This is a genomic window from Microbispora sp. H10949, from assembly GCF_014161435.1.
GTDB classification, from domain to species: Bacteria; Actinomycetota; Actinomycetes; order Streptosporangiales; family Streptosporangiaceae; genus Microbispora; species Microbispora triticiradicis.
In genome coordinates, this window is record NZ_JABBWZ010000003.1 from 315,719 (window position 1) to 337,511 (window position 21,793).

The 21,793-nt window shown below is 73.1% G+C and carries 17 protein-coding genes; 11 read left to right on the forward strand and 6 right to left on the reverse strand.

Features of this window, described 5'->3' with window-relative positions; translation table 11 throughout:
• The first annotated feature begins 181 nt into the window (after window positions 1-181).
• Complete coding sequence (locus HHX40_RS08920) at window positions 182-2,401, forward strand: thiamine pyrophosphate-dependent enzyme (protein ID WP_182880146.1); 2,220 nt, start codon at window positions 182-184, stop codon at window positions 2,399-2,401.
• 43 nt (window positions 2,402-2,444) lie between these two features.
• Here the strand turns inward: HHX40_RS08920 and HHX40_RS08925 are convergent, their stop codons facing one another.
• Window positions 2,445-3,020, reverse strand: coding sequence for a TetR/AcrR family transcriptional regulator (locus tag HHX40_RS08925; protein WP_117410194.1), 576 nt, complete (start codon window positions 3,018-3,020; stop codon window positions 2,445-2,447).
• A 46-nt stretch (window positions 3,021-3,066) separates the two neighbouring features.
• Here HHX40_RS08925 and HHX40_RS08930 point away from each other — a divergent pair, with 46 nt between their 5' ends.
• Genes HHX40_RS08930 through HHX40_RS08945 form a run of 4 tightly spaced genes read left to right on the forward strand, consistent with a single transcriptional unit; the run spans window position 3,067 to window position 8,793 of the window.
• Window positions 3,067-4,641: a carboxyl transferase domain-containing protein gene (locus tag HHX40_RS08930; RefSeq protein ID WP_182880147.1), complete on the forward strand. Its 1,575-nt coding sequence runs from the start codon at window positions 3,067-3,069 to the stop codon at window positions 4,639-4,641.
• A gap of 3 nt (window positions 4,642-4,644) precedes the next feature.
• Complete coding sequence (locus tag HHX40_RS08935) at window positions 4,645-6,663, forward strand: acetyl/propionyl/methylcrotonyl-CoA carboxylase subunit alpha (RefSeq protein WP_182880148.1); 2,019 nt, start codon at window positions 4,645-4,647, stop codon at window positions 6,661-6,663.
• Window positions 6,654-7,643, forward strand: coding sequence for a hydroxymethylglutaryl-CoA lyase (locus tag HHX40_RS08940; protein WP_182880149.1), 990 nt, complete (start codon window positions 6,654-6,656; stop codon window positions 7,641-7,643). The genes HHX40_RS08935 and HHX40_RS08940 overlap by 10 nt, the downstream gene beginning before the upstream one ends.
• Before the next feature lies 1 nt (window position 7,644).
• Complete coding sequence (locus HHX40_RS08945; RefSeq protein WP_182877049.1) at window positions 7,645-8,793, forward strand: acyl-CoA dehydrogenase family protein; 1,149 nt, start codon at window positions 7,645-7,647, stop codon at window positions 8,791-8,793.
• 150 nt (window positions 8,794-8,943) lie between these two features.
• On the opposite strand, the gene HHX40_RS08950 is transcribed toward HHX40_RS08945, so the two are convergent.
• The gene (locus tag HHX40_RS08950; protein WP_182880150.1) at window positions 8,944-9,390 is read right to left on the reverse strand and encodes a hypothetical protein; all 447 of its coding nucleotides are present in this window, start codon (window positions 9,388-9,390) and stop codon (window positions 8,944-8,946) included.
• A 246-nt stretch (window positions 9,391-9,636) separates the two neighbouring features.
• Here HHX40_RS08950 and HHX40_RS08955 point away from each other — a divergent pair, with 246 nt between their 5' ends.
• A complete protein-coding gene (locus HHX40_RS08955; RefSeq protein ID WP_117409609.1) occupies window positions 9,637-10,080 on the forward strand; it encodes a GNAT family N-acetyltransferase in 444 nt (147 codons plus the stop codon).
• 119 nt (window positions 10,081-10,199) lie between these two features.
• Here HHX40_RS08955 and HHX40_RS08960 read toward each other — a convergent pair whose 3' ends face one another.
• The 4 genes from HHX40_RS08960 to HHX40_RS08975 form a co-directional block, all read right to left on the reverse strand.
• A complete protein-coding gene (locus HHX40_RS08960; RefSeq protein WP_138460066.1) occupies window positions 10,200-10,994 on the reverse strand; it encodes an ArsR/SmtB family transcription factor in 795 nt (264 codons plus the stop codon).
• Window positions 10,995-11,202: 208 nt separating this feature from the next.
• Complete coding sequence (locus tag HHX40_RS08965; protein ID WP_182880151.1) at window positions 11,203-13,656, reverse strand: hypothetical protein; 2,454 nt, start codon at window positions 13,654-13,656, stop codon at window positions 11,203-11,205.
• A 37-nt stretch (window positions 13,657-13,693) separates the two neighbouring features.
• On the reverse strand, window positions 13,694-14,647 hold the full coding sequence (locus HHX40_RS08970) for a carbohydrate kinase family protein (protein WP_182880152.1): 954 nt from the start codon (window positions 14,645-14,647) through the stop codon (window positions 13,694-13,696).
• Entirely contained in the window at window positions 14,644-15,546 is a 903-nt protein-coding gene (locus tag HHX40_RS08975) for a pseudouridine-5'-phosphate glycosidase (RefSeq protein ID WP_182880153.1), read from the reverse strand. Before HHX40_RS08975 ends, HHX40_RS08970 begins: the two co-directional genes overlap by 4 nt.
• A 119-nt stretch (window positions 15,547-15,665) precedes the next feature.
• Here HHX40_RS08975 and HHX40_RS08980 point away from each other — a divergent pair, with 119 nt between their 5' ends.
• The 5 genes from HHX40_RS08980 to HHX40_RS09000 all read left to right on the forward strand — a co-directional run bounded on the left by HHX40_RS08980 (window position 15,666) and on the right by HHX40_RS09000 (window position 21,791).
• Complete coding sequence (locus tag HHX40_RS08980; protein WP_182880154.1) at window positions 15,666-17,225, forward strand: phytoene desaturase family protein; 1,560 nt, start codon at window positions 15,666-15,668, stop codon at window positions 17,223-17,225.
• 118 nt (window positions 17,226-17,343) lie between these two features.
• The gene (locus HHX40_RS08985) at window positions 17,344-18,063 is read left to right on the forward strand and encodes a response regulator transcription factor (protein WP_310738002.1); all 720 of its coding nucleotides are present in this window, start codon (window positions 17,344-17,346) and stop codon (window positions 18,061-18,063) included.
• The gene (locus HHX40_RS08990) at window positions 18,060-19,505 is read left to right on the forward strand and encodes a sensor histidine kinase (RefSeq protein WP_182880156.1); all 1,446 of its coding nucleotides are present in this window, start codon (window positions 18,060-18,062) and stop codon (window positions 19,503-19,505) included. The genes HHX40_RS08985 and HHX40_RS08990 overlap by 4 nt, the downstream gene beginning before the upstream one ends.
• A gap of 164 nt (window positions 19,506-19,669) precedes the next feature.
• The gene (locus HHX40_RS08995) at window positions 19,670-20,740 is read left to right on the forward strand and encodes a transporter substrate-binding domain-containing protein (RefSeq protein ID WP_182877057.1); all 1,071 of its coding nucleotides are present in this window, start codon (window positions 19,670-19,672) and stop codon (window positions 20,738-20,740) included.
• Entirely contained in the window at window positions 20,730-21,791 is a 1,062-nt protein-coding gene (locus HHX40_RS09000) for a hypothetical protein (RefSeq protein ID WP_182880157.1), read from the forward strand. The genes HHX40_RS08995 and HHX40_RS09000 overlap by 11 nt, the downstream gene beginning before the upstream one ends.
• Window positions 21,792-21,793: the final 2 nt, after the last annotated feature.

Sequence of the window (21,793 nt, forward strand, 5' to 3'; positions counted from 1 at the left end):
GTGAACGCGGCCTGAGGGTGCCACGTCATTCCTCTCAAGTAGACGGGCGATAACCGGCATAGGTTGAGAGAAATGACATTCGTCATCAAATTGTGTCAATTAAGTTGATCAATTGGTGGAGGGATACCGGGAGTTCCCACTGTGCGGGACGGGGCGAGCATCCTGCGACATAATCGGCCGTGTGGTACGGGAAGCAGTGGAGACCCATTTCGCCGAAGCCGTGGGGGCGCTGACCCCGGGGCCCGCCGGGGACCCGGATCTGCCGGTCCGGCCCGGCTCGGGCCTCACCGGGGTCCGGTGCCGGGAACTGTTCGCGGTGCAACTCGGCAGCCGGCTTCTCGACGTCGCCGCCCGCCTGATGCGCGGGCGCGACGAGGGCTTCTACACGATCGGGTCGTCCGGCCACGAGGGGAACGCCGCCGTGGCCGCCGCGCTCCGGGCGACCGACCCCGCGCTGCTCCACTACCGGTCGGGCGCGTTCTACCTGGCCCGCTCCGCCCACGCCGGGCGGCTGGCCGAGGAGGGGCTGCGCGACGTGCTGCTGGGGATCGCCGCGTCGGCCGAGGAGCCGATCGCGGGCGGCCGGCACAAGGTGTTCGGCCACCCCCGCCTCGCCGTCATCCCGCAGACCTCCACGATCGCGAGCCACCTGCCGCGGGCCGTCGGCGTCGGCTTCGCGATCGAGCGGGCGCGCACGCTGGGCCTGCCGTCGCCCTGGCCGCGCGACGCGGTCGTCGTCTGCGGATTCGGCGACGCGTCGCTGAACCACGCCTCCGCCCTCACGGGTCTCAACACCGCGGCGTACGGCAGCCATCGCGGATTGCAGGTGCCGGTGCTGTTCGTGTGCGAGGACAACGGACTCGGCATCAGCGTGCGGACCCCGCGCGACTGGGTCGAGCGGGCCAGGCACCCGGCGCTGGAGTACTTCCACGCCGACGGCTGCGACCTCGCCGAGACCTACGACGCCGCGACGCGCGCCGTGCGCCACGTGCGTGACAACCGCGCTCCGGCGTTCCTGCACCTGCGCACGGTGCGGCTGATGGGCCACGCGGGCTCGGACGTGGAGATCGCCTACCGCACCCGCAAGGAGATTGCCGCCGACCTGGAGTGCGACCCCCTCGTCCGTACGGCGCGGCTGCTGGTGGAGGCGGGCCTCGCCCAGCCCGACGAACTGCTGGCGCGTTACGAGACCGAGCGCGACCACGTGCTGAAGCTGGCGATGGAGTGCGCGCGGCGGCCCCGGCTGTCGTCCGCGGAGGAGGTGATGGCGCCGCTCGCGCCGCGCGACCCGCGGGCGGTGGCGGCCGGGGCCCTGCGGGCGGCGCCCGCGCGGGAGCGCGACCGGGCCTTCGCCGCGCCCCCGGAGTCGGAGGGCGGGCTCACCCTCGCGCAGGCCGTCAACCGCGCCCTCGCCGACGCCATGGCGGCCGACCCTGGGGTCCTGGTGTTCGGGGAGGACGTGGCCCGCAAGGGCGGGGTGTACGGCGTGACCCGAGGGCTGGCACGCAGGTTCGGCGGCGAGCGGGTCTTCGACACGCTGCTCGACGAGCAGGCCGTCCTCGGGCTCGCGCTCGGCAGCGGGCTGGCGGGGATGCTGCCGGTGCCCGAGATCCAATATCTCGCCTATCTGCACAACGCCCTTGATCAGATTCGTGGCGAGGCGTCGACCATGCAGTTCTTCTCCCGGGGCGCGTACCGCAATCCCCTGGTCGTACGAGTTGCCTCATATGCCTACCAAAAGGGCTTCGGGGGACATTTCCATAATGACAACTCAATTGCCGCGTTGCGCGATATCCCCGGTTTGATCATCGCGTCTCCGGCGCGGCCCGACGACGCGGCGGCGATGCTCCGCACCTGCCTGGCCGCCGCCCGTGTGGACGGCAGTGTGTGCGTGTTCCTGGAGCCCATCGCGCTCTACCACGCCCGGGACCTGTTCGAGGAGGGCGACGACGGCTGGCTCGCGCCGTACGCGCCGCCGGCCCGTTGGGCGGAGACGCACGTCCCGGTCGGCCGGGCCCGTTCCTACGGCGACGGCCGTGACCTCACCATCGTCACCTACGGCAACGGCCTGCGGATGAGCCTGCGGGCGGCGGCGCGGCTCACGGCGGAGGGCATGGGCTGCCGGGTGCTCGACCTGCGGTGGCTGTCGCCCCTGCCGGTCGACGACCTCATGCGCGCGGCCGACCTCACGGGCCGGGTGCTGATCGCCGACGAGACCCGGCGCAGCGGCGGCGTCTCCGAGGGCGTGATGGCGGCGCTGCTCGACAACGGGTTCACCGGCCCGATCACCCGGGTGACCTCCCGGGACAGCTTCGTGCCGCTGGGCCCGGCGGCCGGCGCCGTGCTGCTGTCCGAGGCCGAGATCGAGCAGGCCGCCCGCGCCCTCCTCACCCGGAGCTGACCGAAGGGCCTGATCAGGGGCCTGATCGCGGGAGGGCCGCCGGTCAGCCGATCCGGCACAGGGCGGCGCGGGCCATGGTGTGCAGCAGACCGGCCATGGCCTCGGGGGACAGCTCTCCCGCGCTGTGCGGGGTGGAGTTGAGCAGGCCGAAGACCGCGTGCGCGGCGGCGCGCAGCCGCGCCTGCGGGCAGTCGGGGTGCAGTTCGGCCAGCACGGCCACCCACTCCTCGGCGTACAGCCGCTGGAGCCGCCGGATGGCCCGCCTGGCCTGCTCGGGCACGTTGTCGAGCTCGCGCTCCTGCACCCGGATCAGCGCCGGATGGCGCAGCGCGAACTCGATGTGCCCGGCCAGCAGCGCGTCCAGGGCCGCCTCCGCGGTGTCCGGGTCGGCGGTGGTGGCGAGCCGCGCCCCCTGCTCGCGCAGCCGCTCGCTGATCCCGAGCAGCATCTCGGTGAGCAGGGCCTCCTTGCCGCTGAAGTGCCGGTAGAGCGCGGGCCCCGACACGCCCACCGCGGCGCCGATGTCCTCGATGGACACGCCGTGGAAACCGCGTGCCGCGAACAGGGCGGCGGCCGCGTCGAGGATCTCGGCCCGCCGATTGCGGGTAGGGGACTTCACGGCACCATGGTAGACGGAGTCAGTTAACGATGACTAACATTCGAGCATGAGTACAAGCGACTGGCCGGTGCTGGAGAGCCGGTGCGACCCGGGCGGCGAGGCGTACAAGCGCGACGCCGAGGCGAACGAGCGCCTGGCGGCGGAGCTGCGCGAGCGGCTCGCGGCGGCGGCGCGGGGCGGCCCGGAGCGGGCCCGCGCCCGGCACGCCGAGCGCGGCAAGTTGCTGCCGCGCGACCGCGTCGACACCCTCCTCGACCCCGGCGGGCGCTTCCTCGAACTGTCGCCGCTCGCGGCGACCGGCATGTACGACGACCAGGCCCCGGCCGCCGGGATCATCACCGGCGTGGGCCGGGTCGGCGGCCGCGAGGTCGTGATCGTGGCCAACGACGCCACCGTCAAGGGCGGCACCTACTACCCCATGACGGTCAAGAAGCACCTGCGCGCCCAGGAGGTCGCCCTCCACAACAACCTGCCGTGCGTGTACCTGGTCGACTCGGGCGGGGCGTTCCTGCCGAAGCAGGACGAGGTCTTCCCCGACCGGGAGCACTTCGGGCGCATCTTCTACAACCAGGCCACGATGTCGGCGCGGGGCATCCCGCAGATCGCGGCCGTGCTCGGCTCCTGCACCGCGGGCGGCGCCTACGTCCCGGCGATGAGCGACGAGGCGGTCATCGTCCGCGACCAGGGGACGATCTTCCTGGGCGGGCCGCCCCTGGTGAAGGCCGCGACCGGAGAGACCGTCACGGCCGAGGAACTGGGCGGCGGCGAGGTCCACGCCCGCGTCAGCGGCGTCACCGACCACCTCGCCGAGGACGACGCGCACGCCCTGAAGATCGTCCGGGACATCGTGTCGACGCTCGCGCCGAGAGGCCCCCGCCCCTGGGACGTCGCTCCGGCCGAGCCACCGCTGCACGACCCGCACGACCTGTACGGGATCGTTCCCCAGGACACCCGCCGGCCGTACGATGTGCGCGAGGTGATCGCCCGGATCGTGGACGGCAGCCGGTTCCTGGAGTTCAAGGCCGAGTACGGCCCGACCCTGGTCACCGGGTTCGCCCGCGTTCACGGCCACCCCGTCGGGATCGTGGCCAACAACGGCATCCTGTTCGGCGAGTCGGCGCTCAAGGGCGCGCACTTCATCGAGCTGTGCGACCGGCGGTCGATCCCGCTGGTGTTCCTGCAGAACATCAGCGGCTTCATGGTCGGCAAGGCGTACGAGGCGGGGGGCATCGCCAAGCACGGCGCGAAGATGGTCACGGCGGTCGCCTGCGCCCGGGTGCCGAAGTTCACCGTGATCATCGGCGGCTCGTTCGGCGCGGGCAACTACGCGATGGCCGGCCGCGCCTACTCGCCCCGTTTCCTCTGGATGTGGCCGAACGCCCGCATCTCGGTGATGGGCGGCGAGCAGGCCGCGACCGTCCTGTCCATGGTCGGCGACGCCGACCCCGAGGAGATCCGGGCCCGTTACGAGCGCCAGGGGAGCCCCTACTACTCGACCGCCCGCCTGTGGGACGACGGGGTGATCGACCCGGTGGACACCAGGACCGTCCTCGGCCTGGCGCTCGGCGCCGCCGCGAACGCCCCCCTCGAACCCGTCGGCTACGGCGTCTTCCGGATGTGAGTGATGTTCACCAGTGTGCTGATCGCCAACCGGGGAGAGATCGCCGTCCGGATCATCCGGACGCTGCGCGCGCTGGGGGTGCGCGCGGTCGCCGTCCACAGCGACGCCGACCGTGACGCCCGGCACGTGCGCGAGGCCGACCTCGCCGTACGGCTCCCGCGCGGCTATCTCGACGCCGACGGGATCGTCGAGGCCGCCCGGACGAGCGGCGCCGAGGCGATCCACCCCGGATACGGCTTCCTCGCCGAGAACGCCGGGTTCGCCCGCCGCTGCGCGGAAGAGGGCCTGGTCTTCGTCGGCCCGCCGCCCGAGGCCATCGAGGCAATGGGTGACAAGATCCGGGCCAAGGAGACGGTCGCCCGCGCGGGCGTGCCGGTCGTCCCCGGCGGCGCGGAGCCCCACGACGACCTGGCCGAGGCGGCCGGGCGCATCGGCTTCCCCGTGTTGATCAAGCCGTCGGCGGGCGGCGGCGGCAAGGGCATGCTGCGGGTCGCCTCGGCGGAGGAACTGCCCGCGGCGATCGAGTCGGCCCGCCGCACCGCCGTGGCCGCCTTCGGGGACGGCACGCTGCTGCTGGAGCGGTACGTCGACGGCCCCCGGCACATCGAGATCCAGGTCATGGCCGACGCGCACGGCAACGTGGTCCACCTCGGCGAGCGCGAGTGCAGCCTGCAGCGCAGGCACCAGAAGATCGTGGAGGAGGCGCCGTCCCCGCTGCTGGACGACGCGACGCGGGCGCGCATGGGCGCGGCGGCGGCGGAGGCCGCTCGGTCGGTCGGCTACGTCGGCGCGGGGACGGTCGAGTTCATCGTCCCGGCCGCCGACCCGGGGGGCTTCTCCTTCATGGAGATGAACACCCGGCTCCAGGTGGAGCATCCGGTCACCGAGATGGTCACCGGTCTCGACCTCGTCGAACTGCAACTGCGCATCGCCTCCGGCGAGGCGCTGCCGTTCGGGCAGGACGAGGTGCGCCTGCGCGGCCACGCGGTCGAGGCCCGGGTGTACGCCGAGGACCCCGCCCGCGACTTCCTGCCGACCGGGGGCCGGATCCTGGCGCTGCGGGAGCCCGCCGGACAGGACGTCAGGTTCGACTCGGGGCTCGCCGAGGGCATGGCGGTGGGCAGCGACTACGACCCCATGCTGGCCAAGGCGGTCGCCTGGGCCCCTGACCGGGTGGGCGCGCTCGCGGCCCTGGACCGGGCGCTCGGCTCCACGGTGATCCTCGGGGTCACCACCAACGTCGGTTTCCTGCGGGCGCTGCTGGCCGACCCGGAGGTCGCGGCCGGGCGGCTCGACACCGGCCTGGTCGAGCGCCGCCTCGGCGACCTGCTGGGCGGCCCGGTGAACGGCCCGGTGAACGGCCTGGTGAACGGCCCGGTGAACGGCCCGGTGAACGGCCCGGCCGGTGGTGGCGTGCCGGACGAGGTGCTCGCCGCCGCGGCGCTCGTCTTCCACGCGGGCTTCGCCGGCCCCTCCGGCGGCGGCGACCCCTGGGACGTGAACGACGGCTGGCGGATCGGGGAGCCCGCCTGGACGGTCCACCACCTCGGCGTGCCGGTGCGGATCGTGGGACCGGCCGGCGACGCCCGGATCGAAGTTAATGGACGTTCACTTGGCCGGGCGCGGCTGACGCGGCTCGGCGACGGCGCGGCCGTGGTGTCGCTCGGCGGGATCACCCGCCGGTACGCGGTCGCCCGCGACCGCGGCACGCTCTGGCTCGCCGAGGGCGGCCGGGCCTGGCCGGTGACCCGGCACGAGCCCGGCGACCCGGGAGACCGGGCGGGCGGCGCGCTCGCCGGGGACGGCGTGGTCCGCAGCCCGATGCCGGGAACGGTGCTGCTGGTGAAGGCGGCCCGGGGCGACCGGGTCACCGCCGGGCAGCCTCTGGTCGTGGTGGAGGCGATGAAGATGGAACACACCCTGACGGCGCCGGACGACGGCGTGCTCGCCGAACTGCGGGTGCGGCCGGGACAGACGGTGGACCTGGACGCGGTGCTGGCGGTGGTGACGCCATGCGAGTGACCGTCTACGAGGTCGGCCCGCGCGACGGCCTGCAGAACGAGTCGGCCGTCGTGCCGGTGGAGGTCAAGCGCGAGTTCGTCGCCCGGCTGGCCGAGGCCGGGCTCACCACGATCGAGACGACGAGCTTCGTCCACCCGAAGTGGGTGCCCCAGCTCGCCGACGCGGGCGAGTTGCTGGAGAGCCTGCCCCGGGTGCCCGGGGTCCGTTACCCGGTGCTCGTCCCCAACGAGAAAGGCCTCGACCGGGCGCTCGACTGTGCTTCCAACCATGGGGGCGTCACCGACATCGCGATCTTCGGCAGCGCCACCGAGTCGTTCGCGCGGCGCAACCTCAACCGCACGGTCGAGTCGCAGTTCGAGATGTTCGCGCCCGTCGTCGAGCGGGCCCTGGCCCACGGCGTGCGGGTCAGGGCGTACGTCTCGATGTGCTTCGCCGATCCCTGGGAGGGACCGGTCGCGCCCGCGCAGGTCGCCGGGGTCGGGCGCAGGCTGCTCGACCTCGGCTGCCACGAGCTGTCGCTGGGCGACACCATCGGTGTCGGCACGCCCCGCCACGTCGAGGACCTGCTCGACGCCTTCGCCGAGGCCGGTGTCGGGCCGGAGCGGCTCGCCGTCCACTTCCACGACACCTACGGCCAGGCCCTCGCCAACACGCTGACCGCGCTGAGACGGGGAATCACCGTCGTCGACTCCTCCGCCGGAGGCATCGGCGGCTGCCCGTACGCCAGGAGCGCCACCGGCAACCTCGCGACCGAGGACCTGGTGTGGATGCTCGACGGCCTCGGCGTCGAGACCGGGGTGGACGTCAGGTCGCTGGCCGCCACCAGCCTGTGGCTCGCCGGAATCCTGGGCCGGCCGAGCCCCTCCCGCGTCGTCCAGGCCCTTGCCAGGGAGCTTCCCGCGGATCTCGCCGTAGCGAGGCGCCGCGTGGTCGACCGCAGTAGGCCAAAGATCCAAGGGGAGCGACCGGAGGAGATCTGAGATGCTCAACGACGAGCACATCGAGCTGCGCAAGTCGGTGGAGGAGTTCGCCCGCGAGGTGGTCGCCCCCGTCATCGGGGACTACTACGAGCGGTGCGAGTTCCCGTACGACGTCGTCCGCAGGATGGGCGCGATGGGCCTGTTCGGCCTGCCCGTCCCGGAGGAGTACGGCGGCATGGGCGGCGACTACTTCACGCTGTGCCTGGCCCTGGAGGAGCTGGCCCGGGTCGACTCCTCGGTGGCGATCACCCTGGAGGCGGCGGTGTCGCTGGGCGCGATGCCGATCCTCCGGTACGGCACCGACGAGCAGAAGCGGCGCTGGCTGCCGGGGATGGCGGCGGGGGAGATCCTCGGGGCGTTCGGGCTGACCGAGCCCGGCGGCGGGTCCGACGTGCCGGGCGGCATGCGCACCACCGCCGTTCTCGAGAGCGGCGAGTGGGTGATCAACGGCTCCAAGGCGTTCATCACCAACTCCGGCACGGACATCACCGCCGTCGTCGCGGTGGCGGCGATCACCGGCCGCCGCGAGGACGGAAGGCCGGAGATCTCCACGATCCTCGTGCCGTCGGGCACGCCCGGCATGACGGTGTCGAAGAAGTATTCCAAGGTCGGCTGGTCGGCCTCCGACACCCGCGAGCTCTCCTTCACCGACTGCCGGGTGCCGGAGGAGAACCTGCTCGGCGAGCGCGGCCGGGGCTACGCGCAGTTCCTCCAGACGCTCGACGAGGGCCGGGTGGCGATCGCCGCGGTGTCGGTCGGCCTCGCCCAGGGCTGCGTGGACGAGTCGCTGCGGTACGCGCGGGAGCGCCGGGCCTTCGGCCAGGAGATCGGGGGCTACCAGGCCATCCAATTCAAGATCGCCGACATGGAGGCACGGGCGCACACCGCCCGCCTGGCCTACTACCACGCGGCCGAGCGCATGGTGGCCGGCCTGCCCTTCAAGAAGGAGGCGGCGATCGCCAAGCTCGTCGCGTCCAACGCCGCGATGGACAACGCCCGCGACGCCACCCAGGTCTTCGGCGGCTACGGCTTCATGAACGAGTTCCCCGTCGGCCGCTTCTACCGCGACGCGAAGATCCTGGAGATCGGCGAGGGCACCAGCGAGGTCCAGCGCATGCTCATCGCCCGCGAACTCGGCCTGCCCGTCTGAACCCGTCCACGCCCCGGTACGGCTCCCCGGGGGACGAGCACTTCGGCCGGCGTGAGGGTGAACGCCGCAACCGCCCGTGTCAGGGAGGCATCGGTCTGCTTCGATCGCCATGCCAAGGCGGTGGACGTCACCGTGTGCCGCTCTTCCGGGTCAGCTGCCCTCGGTGATCCACATGCAGGTTTGCGACACTTTGGCTATTGTCTCGACGCCATATTCCGGATCGCCCTGGAACCACTGGAACTCATCGGATGCCGCCGCGTTCGTCGGAAAATGCAGGTATGTGTTGCTGCTGGTCAGCAGTACTGCGCCGCAGCCGTCCGCCTCGTCCAGAAACCTGATGATGTCGGACAGTTCTGGATTGATCTTCTGTGCCGCCTCGTAGTAACTGGCTCCCGACCGGAACACGGCAAAGTAGCGCGTGTAATTGCAATGCGTGTACTGCCTGTTGCTCCCGATTTTGCCGCTGGTGCACACGGGCGGCTCCGGCGAGTCGTGCGTGTACCCGTCGACAAGTGCGTTGGCCGGAGTGGCTGATGCGAGGAGTGCTGTAACCGCCGCGGCGAGCACCAGACCGAAGGCGCGAGTCATCGTTCTCATGAGCGGCAATTTAGGGCGATGGAAATGCGAATTTCTTGCATGATCCTTGAACGCTGCTTGCAGCCGTGCCGCGGCTGGTAGAGCGCCGCGGCCTCGGCCGTCACTCCACTCCAGCGCGAGAAACGGCGACTCCGGGTGGGGGAAACGGCCGGACGGCCCGCGGACGTGAGGCGGTTCCGCCTGCCGCCGGTCTCGCGGGGGGGTCGGATTGGACGTATGTGTCTGGGTACTCCTAGAGTCCCTTTCATGACGTCTGGTGATCTCCAGCTCCGGCGGGCCGAGCAGACCGACGCGGACGAGATTTTCGCACTCGCCCGCGAGTTCGCGGTGACGTTCCGGCCCGAGCGCGCGCCGTTCGACGCGGCGCTGCCGCAGCTGCTGGAGAACGAGGACGCCTTTCTCATGGTCGCCACCGTGGACGGGACCGTACGCGGTTACCTGCTGGGCTTCACCCACATCACGCTCTTCGCCAACGGCAGGGTCGCCTGGGTGGAGGAGGCGATGATCGAGAGTGGCTACCGCCGCCACGGCATCGGCCGCAGGCTGCTGGAGGAGTTCGAGACGTGGGCCCGCTCGCGGCAGGCCGGGTACGTCGCGCTGGCGACCCGGCGGGCCGCCGAGTTCTACGGCGCCCTCGGCTACGAGATCTCGGCGACCTACTACCGGAAGATGCTCAGACCGAAGGCCTGACCTTCTCCCCGCCTACCGCGATGCTCCCCGGGCCGCTCGCCGTCCTCCGGGCGGTCGTCCAGGCGGGCCGGCCCGGCGGCGCCTCGCGGCGTCGCCGGGGCCGATCGGGGTCGGGGAGGTCACGCGTCGGCCGGCAGCGGTTCGCCGGTCTCCAGCAGCGTCTTCAGGCTCGCCACGACGTTCGGCCAGCCGTGGCTGACCATCTCGGCCAGGCTCGATCCGGGCTCGAAGCCGTCGTGCACGACGGTGAGCTTCACGACCTCCCGCGCGGGCTCCTCGATCGTGAAAGTGACCTTCGAGCGGGCCTCGCCGGACAGCCGGGCGAGCGTCTCCTCGTCCCAGCCGAAGCGCTTGGCGAGCTCCGGGGTGACGGCGTGCCAGGTGTAGGAGAGCCGGCTGTAGGGCTCGGCCTCCAGCACGACCTGCTCCGGGTCGCTGATCAGCACGCCGTGGTTGTCCCAGGTCATCGGTGAGCCGGCGGACCAGTCCGTGGTGAACTCCGTGGCCCAGTAGCGGCGGGTGAAGGCGGGCTCGGTCAGCGCCTGCCAGAGCTTCTGCGGGGTGGTGCGGATGTAGGTGGTGTAGACGAAGGTCGGCGCGTCCATCGGGGTCTCCTCAAGGGCGAGTTTCAGGTCCGCCAGGGCTTGGACCCTGGCCCGGTCGTAGCGGCTGATCCACCGGTGGGCGATCTCGTGCACGGGCGCGGCGTTGAGGTAGTGCAGCTTCTCCCGGCCCCGCCGCACGGTGGTGACGAGCCCGGCCTCCTCCAGCACCGCGAGGTGCTTGCTGACGGACTGCCTGGCCATGTCGAGTCCGGCGCACAGCTCACGCAGCGTCTGCCCGTTGCGGGCGTTGAGCGAGTCGAGCAGCGCGCGCCGGCTCGGATCGGCCAGCGCCTTGAACACCTCGTCCATGCTCGCCCTCGTTCCCGGATCGCCGTCTATCGATATGCAGCCTTTTGGCTGCCTTTAATTTGGCAGCCGGATGGCTGCATGTCAAGACGTGCGGCTGTCAGGGCCGGCGCGGAAGGTGATCATGCCCGGAAGCGGGCTCGCGAAGGCCGGCGCGCACGCGCGACGCATCGCTCATGGAGCACTGTGCGCCGCGCGTGGCGGGGGACGGTCAGACGGCCGAGGTGAGCTGGGCGTCGAGCCGGTAGCCGTCCACGGTCACGTAGACCGAGTCGCCCGGCCGGGCGTTCAGCCGCATGAGCACCGGCTGGAGCGAGTCGAACACCGGCTGCCGGTCACGCCACACCAGGACGACGGCGTTGTTCCCCGGGCCGGTGACCGACAGCAGCGTCCCCGGACGCATGCCCAGCTGGGCGGCGTACCCCTCGGGGACCGCCACCGGCTCGCCGCGCAGGTGACCGCTGGTCACGTCGATCCGCTGCCAGCGGCGCGGGTCGGAGGCCGGGCCCGAGGTCGGACGGGGGTTCGGCACCAGGTGCGGCAGGGGTACGCCCCCGCCCCGGGTGCCGCTCGCCAGCGCGTTCAGCGCGGCCAGCGCCGTGGCGGCGTCGGGCCCGTTGCCGGCTTGGGAGGGGACCGGGATGCCGCCGCGGCCGTGGTGGTGGCCGTTCGCCCCCGGAGTGCGGCGCGGCAGCGGCGCCGGCTTGCCCGCCGGACCGCGCCGCGTCGGCAGCGCGTCCGCCGCGGACGGCGAGCCCGCCTGGGGCATCGAGTCCAGCCACGCCTTCGCCGAGTGGGCACGGATGCCGAGCTGGCCGAGCAGTTCCACGACATCGGCGTCCGCGGGCTTGCTCGCCAGGAGGTGGCGGGTCTTCTCGCGCAGCCCGGCCAGGTCGCCGACCACGAGCCAGCCGTCCTGCAGGCGGCGGTCGGGCATCAGCGTGACCAGCACCCGCCACAGCGGCGTGCCGAGGGCCGGGACCTCGACCGGGTGGGACGGGTCGGCCGCGATGAGCTGCTCCTGGGTGGCCGCCGCGCCGAGCCATTCGGTCAGCCCGAACAGATGTCCGGTGAGCGGTGCGGTGTCGGGGGAGCGCAGCCACAGCAGCACCCGCTCCTCCGCCGTGCGCTGCGCCTGGGAGAGCAGTTCGCGGTCGACGCCGAGGGTGTGCGCGAGCGCGCGCAGGCTCACCGGTTCCGCGGCGAACAGCCGCTCGGCGGCCACGGCCCGGGCGAGCGGGTCCCAGTCGCGGAACAGCCCTTCGACGACCCCGACCATCGGGTGCGCGGACAGGTCGGCCGGCTGCCGCTCCGGCGCCGCCGGAGCCTCCGGCCGCGCCTCGCCACGAGGCTCCGTACGGGACTGTGCCACGGGTTGGGCCGAGGGTTGAGCTGCGGGTTGGGACGGGGACGGGGCGGTGGGCCGGCCCGCGGCTTGGGCCGGGGGCTGGGGGAGCGCGGCGCCGGGCTGCCGGGCGAAGGGCTGGGTGGCGGGCCTGGCCTGCTGGCCGGGAGGCGCACCAGCCGGCGGCAGGCTCGCGGGCGGTGGGGCCGTTCCCGGCTGTACGGCCGCCTGCTCCGCCTGGCCGGGAGGCACGGCGTCCGGCCGCCCGAAGGGCTGCGAAGGGGCTCCGTTGACCCGCGGGGGTGGCGGGGAGCCGGGTCCCTGTGCCGCGGGTCCCTGGCCGGCCACGGGGAAGGGCTGGGAGGGCGTGCCCGGAACGGCGGGGAAGGGCTGGGAGGTGGCGCCCGGAACGGCGGGGAAGGGCTGGGAGGGGGCTCCGTCGGCCTGCGAGGCGGGTCCGTGAGCGGTGGGTCCCTGGGCGGCGGCGGGGAACGACTGGGAGGTCGGGCCCGGGGCGCCCGGGAACCCTTGCGCGGCCGCGGCGGGCTGCTGGGGGAACGGCTGCGCCGTGCCTCCCTGCGCAGTGCTTCCTTGCCCCGTGCTTCCCGGCGCCGCGGGTCCCGGCGGCGTGGTCACCTGAGGAGCCTGCGGGAACGGCCCGGAGACGGGACCGGCGGCGGGCTGGACCGTGGAGGCGCCCGGGACCGCCTGCGCGCCCGAAGCGCCGGCGCCCCGTGTACCCGGAGCGCCTTGGGTACCCGGAACGCCCGGTGCCGCCAGAGCGCCCGGTGTGCCCGGAACAGGCTGTGTGCCCGGAACAGGCGGCGCGCCGGGAGCCGGCTGCGCACCCGGAAGCGCCTGTGCGGCCGGGGCGGACGCCTGTTCGCCGCCCGATTCCCCCAGGTGCCCGAACACCTCTCGGAAGATCGTGGTGAGGAGGGCCTCCGGCGAGGCCGAGCCGCTGGGCGTCCGCAGGTCGACGGGTGTCATGCGGCGCAGCCGGTACCACCCGCCCAGGTGGGTGACCACCGTACGGACCGGCTCGGGCCACCCGGTCATGGCCGGGTCCACGGTGTGGACCTGGAGTGCGGGGAGCAGGTCGGTGAGAGGCAGATGGTCCCAGCGGCCGACGGCCAGCCGGGCGAGCCGTTCGCAGAGCCAGTCGACGCCGGTCGCCCGCACCGCGTGCCCGATCGTGACGGATGCCCACCACCCGCCGGGCAGGCGCGGGTCGGCCAGCATCTCGGCCACCTGCTGAGGACGGCTCCAGCGCAGGGCCGGGACCAGGTCGCTCAGGCAGATCGTTGACTCGGCGTCCATCGGTATGACCGCACCCTCCCGAGAGTGACGCATGTTGCTAATGGTGCAGCTTACGCCGCAAACCAGCAATTGGTGTCAATAGGGTAAAGTTCCCAGACTTCGGACGGCCGCCCACCTGCGCGACCGCCATCGCCCCCGCCTCGCACCCCGTCCGCAGCGCCTCCTCGGGGGTTCCGCCCGCCAGCGTGGCGGCCAGGAACCCCGCCGCGAAGGCGTCTCCGGCGCCCGTCGAGTCGACCACCGCCGCCGGGGGAGCGGGCGCCCTGGCGACTATACGGCCCTCGCGGGCCAGCAGCGCGCCGTCGGCCCCGAGCTTGACGACCGCCGTGCCGTAGCGGGTGCTCAGCACCCGCCCGGCCGTGTCCGGGTCGGACGCCCCGGAGAGCAGCAGCGCCTCCTCCCGGTTGGGGATCACGGTGGCCGCCGGGGCGGTCTCGCGGAGGAAACGTTCACGGCCGAACTCCCGCAGCGGCCCGCAGGAGGCCGGGTCGACGCTGACCGGGATGCCCCGCCCGGCCGCCTCGCGCATGGCCAGCCGGGCCAGTTCCAGGCCCGGCCCGGCGAACATCGTGTACGCCGACAGGTGCAGCCGGCCGACCCCGTCGAGGAGATCGGGCGCCCAGTCGTCCACGCCGATGTGGCCGCTCGCGCCCCGGTTGGTGAGCATGGACCGCTCCCCGCTGGCGTCGACCATCGCGATGACGACGGCCGACGGACGGCCGGGGTCGATCCGCAGGTGCGGCCGTACGCCGGCCTTCGTCAGCTCCGCCGCGTGCCACTCGCCGGTGTCGTACCCGGCCCGCGCCAGGAGGCGGGTGTCGGCGCCGAGGCGGGCGGCCCAGGAGGCGGTGTTCGCCCCCGAGCCGCCCGGCCGCAGCGTGATGTCGGCGGGTGTGTCGGTGCCGGTGGCCGGGGGCCCGTCGTGCAGCGCGACGACGTCCGTCACCACGTCGCCGATCACCAGCAGGCCGGTCGCCGGCGGAGCGCTCACCCGGCCGCCCAGGCGGCGGCGATCCGACCGGCCAGGGCGGTGTTCCCGCGTACGGCGGCGAGGTTGGCCTCCAGCGACGCCCCGCCGGTGCCCTCGACGAGGTACTCCAGCAGGAAGGGGGTGATGGCCTGCCCGGTGACGCCGCGCTCCTCGGCGGCGCGCAGGCCCTCGGCGAGCACCCGGTCGTGCAGGTCCGGGTCGAGCTGGAGGTCGGCCGGCACCGGGTTGGCCACGATGAGCGCGGTCTCCAGCCCGCCGAGGGCGTCCTGGGCCCGCATGATCCCGGCGGCCTCCTCCGGCGTCTCGACGCGCCAGTCGACCGGCTCGCCCGAGCTGTGCAGGTAGAAGCCGGGGAACTCGTCCGTACGGTAGCCGACCACGCTGACCTGCTTCGTCTCCAGCCGCTGCAGGGTCGCGGGCACGTCGAGGATCGACTTGACGCCGGCGCACACAACCGTGATCTTGGTCCGGCTGAGCGTGTCGATGTCCGCCGACTCGTCCTGCACCGACGTCCAGCCGCGGTGCACGCCGCCGAGCCCTCCGGTGGCGAACACCCGCACGCCCGCCCGGGCCGCGAGGAACGACGTGCCGGAGACGGTCGTGGCGCCGCTGAGCCCGAGCGCGGCGGCCGGGGCGAGGTCGCGGTAGCCGAGCTTGCGCAGGCCCGGCTCGGTCGCGATGCGCTCCAGCCCGTCCTTGTCCAGGCCGACCCGGGGGACGCCGTCGAGCACCGCGACCGTCGCGGGCACCGCGCCCGCCTCCCGGACGATCTCCTCCAGTTCGAGGGCGACCTGGAGGTTCCGGGGCTGGGGAAGCCCGTGGGAGATGATCGTGGACTCCAGGGCGACGACCGGCCGGCGGGCGGCCAGCGCCTCGGCGACCTCATCGGAAACGCGCATGGTGCTCCTGTTCGTGTTGGCGGAAAATTGTCCGGCTTCGTCATATTCTGCCCGGGTCCAGGAGGCAATCTTGCGATACCTTTCGGGCAGCGAGCCTCGTAGACCCGGGAGAACGCTCCATGCCACGTTCGCACTACGACGTCGTCATCGCCGGTGCCGGGCACAACGGCCTCGTGGCCGCCGCCTACCTCGCCGGGGCCGGACGCCGGGTGCTGGTCCTGGAACGGCTCGGCCACGTGGGCGGCCTCGCCGTGTCGGCGCGGGCGTTTCCCGGTGTGGACGCGCGGCTGTCGCGCTACTCCTACCTGGTCAGCCTGCTGCCGTCGAAGATCGTCAAAGAGCTGGGGCTCCGGCTCGACCTGCGCCGCCGCCGCTTCTCCTCCTACACCCCGGCCGGCGGCACCGGGCTCCTCGTGGACAACGAGGACGCCGCCCGCACCGCCGCCTCGTTCGAAGCCGTCACCGGCGGACGGCGCGACCTCGACGCCTGGGAACGGTTCTACGCGATGACCGCCCACGTCGCCCGGCGGGTCGCGCCCACGCTGCTCGACCCGCTGCCGGGCCGTACGGACCTGCGCGGAATCGTGGGCGACGACGAGGCGTGGCGGGACCTGTTCGAGCGGCCCATCGGGCAGGTCGTGGACGAGCGGTTCGCCGACGACACGGTGCGCGGGGTGGTCCTCACCGACGCGCTGATCGGCACCTTCGCCGACCCCGCCGCCGACCTGCTGGCCAACCGGTGCTTCCTCTACCACGTCATCGGCGACGGCACGGGCGACTGGAACGTCCCGGTCGGCGGCATGGGCGCGGTCACCGCCGAGCTCGCCGACGTCGCGCGGCGGCGCGGCGCCGAGATCCGTACGGGGGCCGAGGTGCTGGCCGTCGACCCCGGCACGGGGGAGGTCACGTTCCGGGACGTCTCCCCGGACGGCCAGGACGACGACGCCGAGCACGTGGTGACCGGCGGGAAGGTGCTGGCGAACCTGCCGCCCGCCGTGCTCGCGCGGCTGCTCGGGGAGACGCCCGAGACGCCCGAGGGCGCCCAGCTGAAGATCAACATGGTGCTGTCGCGGCTCCCCCGGCTGCGCGATCCCGCCGTGACGCCGGCCGAGGCGTTCAGCGGCACGTTCCACATCAACGAGAGCCGCGACCAGCTCGCCGCGGCGTACGCGCAGGCGGCGGCGGGGCGGGTGCCGGACCTGCCGCCCGCGGAGGTCTACTGCCACTCGCTCACCGACCCCTCGATCCTCGGGCCCGAGCTGCGCGCGGCGGGAGCGCACACGATGACGCTGTTCGGCCTGCACATGCCCGCCCGGCTGTTCGCCGACCCGGCCGCCAAGCGGGAGGCGCTGGCCCGCACGCTCGCCTCGATCGACTCCGTGCTCGCCGAGCCCATCGGCGACTGCCTGCTGCACGCTCCCTCCGGTGAGCCGTGCCTGGAGGTCAAGACGCCGCTCGACCTGGAACGGGACGCGGGCCTGCCCGGCGGGCACATCTTCCACCGCGACCTGTCCTGGCCGTACGGCGAGGAGGACGCCCCTGGCGGTCACGGCGGCCCGTGGGGGGTGGAGACGGCGCACGAGCGGGTACTGCTGTGCGGCGCGGGCGCGCGGCGCGGCGGCGGCGTGAGCGGCATCCCGGGCCACAACGCCGCGATGGCCGTCCTCGGCCACGCGTGACTCGGCGGGATGAACGCGGTCCGGCTTTCGCCCCCGGATCGCCGGCCGGGCGGGTGCCACTCAACGGGACAAAGCGCCCTTTAACCGGATTCTCATGACGCTCGGATAGCGTGTGGCGGTGCGTGAGGAAGCCGCGAAGCTGCTGGTGGTGGACGACGAACCCGCCCTGCGGGAGGCGCTGTGCAGCAGCCTGGAGTTCGAGGGATACCGGGTCGAGACGGCCGGCGACGGGCTGGCCGCGCTCGGCCTCCTCGACGACGCCGCGCGGAACCGCGAGGCGTACGACGCGATGCTCCTCGACGTCATGATGCCGCGGCTCGACGGGCTCACCACCTGCCGGCGGCTGAGGTCGGCGGGCAGCCGCGTCCCCGTGCTCATGCTGACCGCGCGCGACGCCGTCGGCGACCGCGTGTCCGGGCTGGACGCGGGGGCCGACGACTATCTCGTCAAGCCGTTCGAGCTCGACGAACTGCTCGCCCGGGTGCGGGCCCTGCTGCGGCGCGGCGGGCAGTACGCCGCCCAGAGCGGCGACGGCGACGTGCTCGCCTTCGGCGACCTGCGCATGGACGCCGCGAGCTGGGAGGTGACCCGCGCCGGTCACCGGCTGGAGCTGACCCGCACCGAGCACCTGCTGCTGGAGCTGTTCCTGACCCACCCGCGCCAGGTGCTCACCCGGGAGCAGATCCTCGGCGCCGTGTGGGGCTTCGACTTCGAGCCGACGTCGAACTCGCTCGACGTGTACGTCATGTACCTGCGCCGCAAGACGGAGGCGGGCGGGTTGCCCCGCCTCATCCACACCGTGCGCGGGGTGGGCTACGTGCTGCGGTCGTCGCCGTGAGGCGCCGCTCGCTCCGGTCCCGGCTCACGCTGCTGATCGCGGCGGCGGTCGCGCTGGCCGTCGCGGTGTCGGCGGCGGCCTGCTGGCTGCTCGCCCGCGCCGAGCTGCGCGACCAGATCGCCCGCTCGCTGACCCGGCTGAGACCGGCGGCCGACCAGATCGCGATCGCGCTGCGGGACTGCCGCGGCGACGAGACGCAGCGCCGCGGGCCCCGCCCCGACTGGGACCCCTCGGGGCGGAGCTGGCAGATCGTCGCGCCCGACGGCACGGTCTGCGTCTGGGCCGGCTCGGCCTACGTACGGCCGTCCGAGGCGGAACGCGCGCTGACCTCGGGCTCGATCCTGCGGGACGCGGTCACCACCGACGGGACCTCCGTGCTCGTCCACACGACCCGCTACGTGCCCCGGCTGCCCGGACCGCCGGGCCGGTTCCCGGAGCTCGCCCAGCCGCCCGCGCCGGTGACGATCAGCGTGTTCCGCTCCACCGCCGAGATGGACCAGACGCTGGGCATCCTCGCCGTGGTCTTCGGGTCGGTCAGCGTGCTCGGTGTGGCCGGCGCCGCCGTGGCGGGCCTCTGGCTCGCCCGTACGGCCCTGCGGCCCGTGGCGCGGCTGACCCGCGCGGTCGAGCACGTGGCGCGGACGGAGGACCTCACGGTCACGATCCCCGTCGAGGGGGAGGACGAGATCGCCCGCCTCGGCCGGTCGTTCAACACGATGACCGCCGCCCTGTCGAGCTCCCAGGAGCGCCAGCGCCTGCTCGTCTCCGACGCCGGGCACGAACTGCGCACCCCGCTCACGAGCCTGCGTACCAACATCGACCTGCTGCTGCGCAGCGAGGCCACGGGCCGCGCCATCGAGCCCGCGGCCAAGCGGCGGCTGCTGGCGAACGTCAAGGAGCAGTTCGAGGAGATGTCGAGCCTCGTCGGCGACCTGCTGGAGCTGTCGCGCGAGGCGGAGAGCGGCGAGTCGTCGGCCGAGATCGACTTCCACGAAGTGGTGGCGGCGGCGGTCGAGCGGGCCCGGCGGCGCGGCCCGGGGCTGCGCTTCGACGTCGGCCTCGATCCCTGGCAGGTCCACGGCGACGCCCGCGGCCTGCAACGCGCGGCGGTGAACGTGCTCGACAACGCGGTGAAGTTCAGCCCGCCCGGCGGCCTCGTCACGGTGCGGCTCGACACCGTGCGGCTCGACAAGGTGCGGCTCGGCAAGGGCGTGCTGACCGTGCGCGACGAGGGACCGGGCATACCCGAGGGCGAACTGCCGCACGTCTTCGAGCGCTTCTGGCGTTCGCCGTCGGCGCGCGGCCTGCCCGGCTCCGGCCTGGGCCTCGCCATCGTGGCCCAGGCCGTACGGGACGCCGGGGGACAGGTCACCGTGGAGAACGCCCCGGGCGGCGGGACCCTCGCCACCATCGTGCTGCCCGGGACCGCGCCGGGCGACTGACCCGGCCGCCTCGTTCCGCGGAACCGGCCCTGGCGGCTCACCGCGCACCGGCGTGCTCGCGGGGCGTTCTCGTTCTCCGAGTCACCCGCTGAAAGCGAACACCCCTTTTCCGGGATGATCTCCGTGAATATGGTGGGCTCGACGTTGCGACGGAGGCTGCTCGGGTGGAGTCAGGGAAGCGGTTCGGACGCCGGCAGCGGCGGGTGCGGCCGGAAGCGGAACCGGCCGCGCCGAGCTCTCCGCCTCCGCCGGCGCCCCCGGCCCAGGAGGCCGGACCACCTCGTCGCCGGGGAGACTGGCTGCGGCTGTACGGCTGGCTGGCCGCCATCATGGCCGCGGTTCTCGTCGGCGGCTGGATCCTCTTCGCCGCCGGGCCGCCGACCGAGGCCGAGTTACGCGAGCAGGCCCGGCTAACGGGGAAGAAGAAGCTCCTGATCGGGGTGAAGGACGACACCCCGGGCATCGCCCTGCGCGACCGGACCGGCGCCTTCTCCGGCTTCGACATCGACATCGCCTACATGATCGCCGGAGAGCTCGGTTTCCGGCCCGACCAGGTGGAGTTCCTGTCCATCGAGACCGAGGACCGGGCCCGCCGCCAGGCCACCGACGCCGACGGGAACTTCGTCACCGTCGACCTCGTGGTGGCGACGTTCAGCATCACCGCCAAACGGCTGCAGGATCCGTCGGTCGGCCTCTCCAGCCCCTACCTGTTCACCGAGCAGTCGGTGGTGACACGGGCCGATCACGCCCGGGTGACCTCCCTCGGTCAGCTCGCCGGTGAGAAGGTCTGCACGCTCGGCACCTCGACCTCGGAGGGCCCGCTGGCCGAGAGCGGCGCCAGGGTGACGGCGGAGAACAAGATCAGTGCCTGCTTCGAGGGGCTGGAGGCCCACCTGTACGACGCCGTCAGCACGGACGCCGCGATCATGGCGGGATTCGTCGCCAAGTCCGGCGGGAAGCTGAGACACCACGACATCGGGCTGGAGACGACCGAGATGTGGGCGGTGAACACGGGCACCAACACGGCCCTGCGCACCCTGGTCGAGCTGGCGTTGTACCGCTCGTACGCGGACCCGCAGAACAGGATGTGGGAGGAGGCCTACGACCGGCACATCCGTCCGATGCTGGCGGCCAATCCCGGGGTGAACGTGGCCCAGAGCACCCAGCCGTGCCTGAAGGCGCCGCAGGTGCGCCGGTGGCCGTGGGAGCGAGCCCTTTCCGCCGATGGCTGCTGAGGCCGGGGAGACGGGAAGGATCCGCGCGCCGCAGCGCAACCAGGAGTGGGTGCTGACGCTCCTGCCCGCCTTCCCGCTGGTGCTGCTGGTGATGCGGCTCTGGTACGCCAGCAGGCAGGATACGCAGACCCTGCTGCTGCTCGTGCAGTACGTCAGCCCGCTCGGCCTGCTCACGACGGTGCTGCTGACGCTCGTGTGGGTGCTGCCCGCCGTGGTGCTGGCCGGACGGGTGCTCGGGCCGCTCTACCGGCTCAGCACCCGGCGCTCCTTCTGGGTGGCGCGGTCCGCCGACCGGGTGCCCGACTGGGTGGTCGCGGTGGCCGTGGGCGTCGGGCTGCTCGGCTGGCAGCTCCGTTTCCTGCCGACCCTGCTCATGCTCACACTCGCGGTGGCCGGGCTGACCGTGCGGGAACGCCGCCCACTGGACCGGACGTGGATCCGGGCCGTCTGCCTGGTGGTGCCGGTGGTCTCCGGCGTCCTCGTCCTCCTGCTGTTCCGCCCGGCGATCATGCAGGCGCTGGCGCAGCGTGACGTCGCCACGCTGATCCTGCTCACCGCGCCGCCCGTGCTCGCCCCGCTGGTCACCGGGCCGGTCCCCGCCTCCGCCGCGCCACTGGTGGTGCACGGCCTGACCTGGACGCTCGCCGTGCTCTTTCCGCTGGTCGCCGGAGTGGTGGTGCTTCGCTCGCCGATCCTGCCGCTCACGGCCATGGAGATCGCCACCAAGCCGAACGGCGGGGCCGAACAGGTCACGATCGGCTACGTGATCGCCAGCGACGACCGTCTCGTCACCATCCTCGAACGCTCCGGCGCGGTCCGTTTCGTACGCAACGACCTGCTGGTGTCCCAGGTACTCTGCCCGGAGCCGGGCGCGGTCCCGCACACCACCGTGGACCTCCACCAGTGGAACGTCGAGCGGAGCGCCCTTTCCTGGCTGGCTCCCGCGCCTGTGCCGATCCCGCCCGACTCCCGCTGCGAGGGCCGTCCGGCGTCACCGGCCGACCTCGCCCCCGGCGAGGCGGCGGTCTCCGTGGGAGGCCCGCGCCGCTGACG

Bases quoted from the DNA above. Each gene is read 5' to 3' on its own strand.
- HHX40_RS08965 (WP_182880151.1), bottom strand. From the start codon at position 13,656: ATGGACGCCGAGTCAACGATCTGCCTGAGCGACCTGGTCCCGGCCCTG.
- HHX40_RS08975 (WP_182880153.1), bottom strand. From the start codon at position 15,546: ATGCGCGTTTCCGATGAGGTCGCCGAGGCGCTGGCCGCCCGCCGGCCG.
- HHX40_RS08955 (WP_117409609.1), top strand. From the start codon at position 9,637: ATGACGTCTGGTGATCTCCAGCTCCGGCGGGCCGAGCAGACCGACGCG.
- HHX40_RS08980 (WP_182880154.1), top strand. From the start codon at position 15,666: ATGCCACGTTCGCACTACGACGTCGTCATCGCCGGTGCCGGGCACAAC.
- HHX40_RS08930 (WP_182880147.1), top strand. From the start codon at position 3,067: ATGAGTACAAGCGACTGGCCGGTGCTGGAGAGCCGGTGCGACCCGGGC.
- HHX40_RS09000 (WP_182880157.1), top strand. From the start codon at position 20,730: ATGGCTGCTGAGGCCGGGGAGACGGGAAGGATCCGCGCGCCGCAGCGC.
- HHX40_RS08950 (WP_182880150.1), bottom strand. From the start codon at position 9,390: ATGAGAACGATGACTCGCGCCTTCGGTCTGGTGCTCGCCGCGGCGGTT.
- HHX40_RS08935 (WP_182880148.1), top strand. From the start codon at position 4,645: ATGTTCACCAGTGTGCTGATCGCCAACCGGGGAGAGATCGCCGTCCGG.
- HHX40_RS08945 (WP_182877049.1), top strand. From the start codon at position 7,645: ATGCTCAACGACGAGCACATCGAGCTGCGCAAGTCGGTGGAGGAGTTC.
- HHX40_RS08960 (WP_138460066.1), bottom strand. From the start codon at position 10,994: ATGGACGAGGTGTTCAAGGCGCTGGCCGATCCGAGCCGGCGCGCGCTG.
- HHX40_RS08940 (WP_182880149.1), top strand. From the start codon at position 6,654: ATGCGAGTGACCGTCTACGAGGTCGGCCCGCGCGACGGCCTGCAGAAC.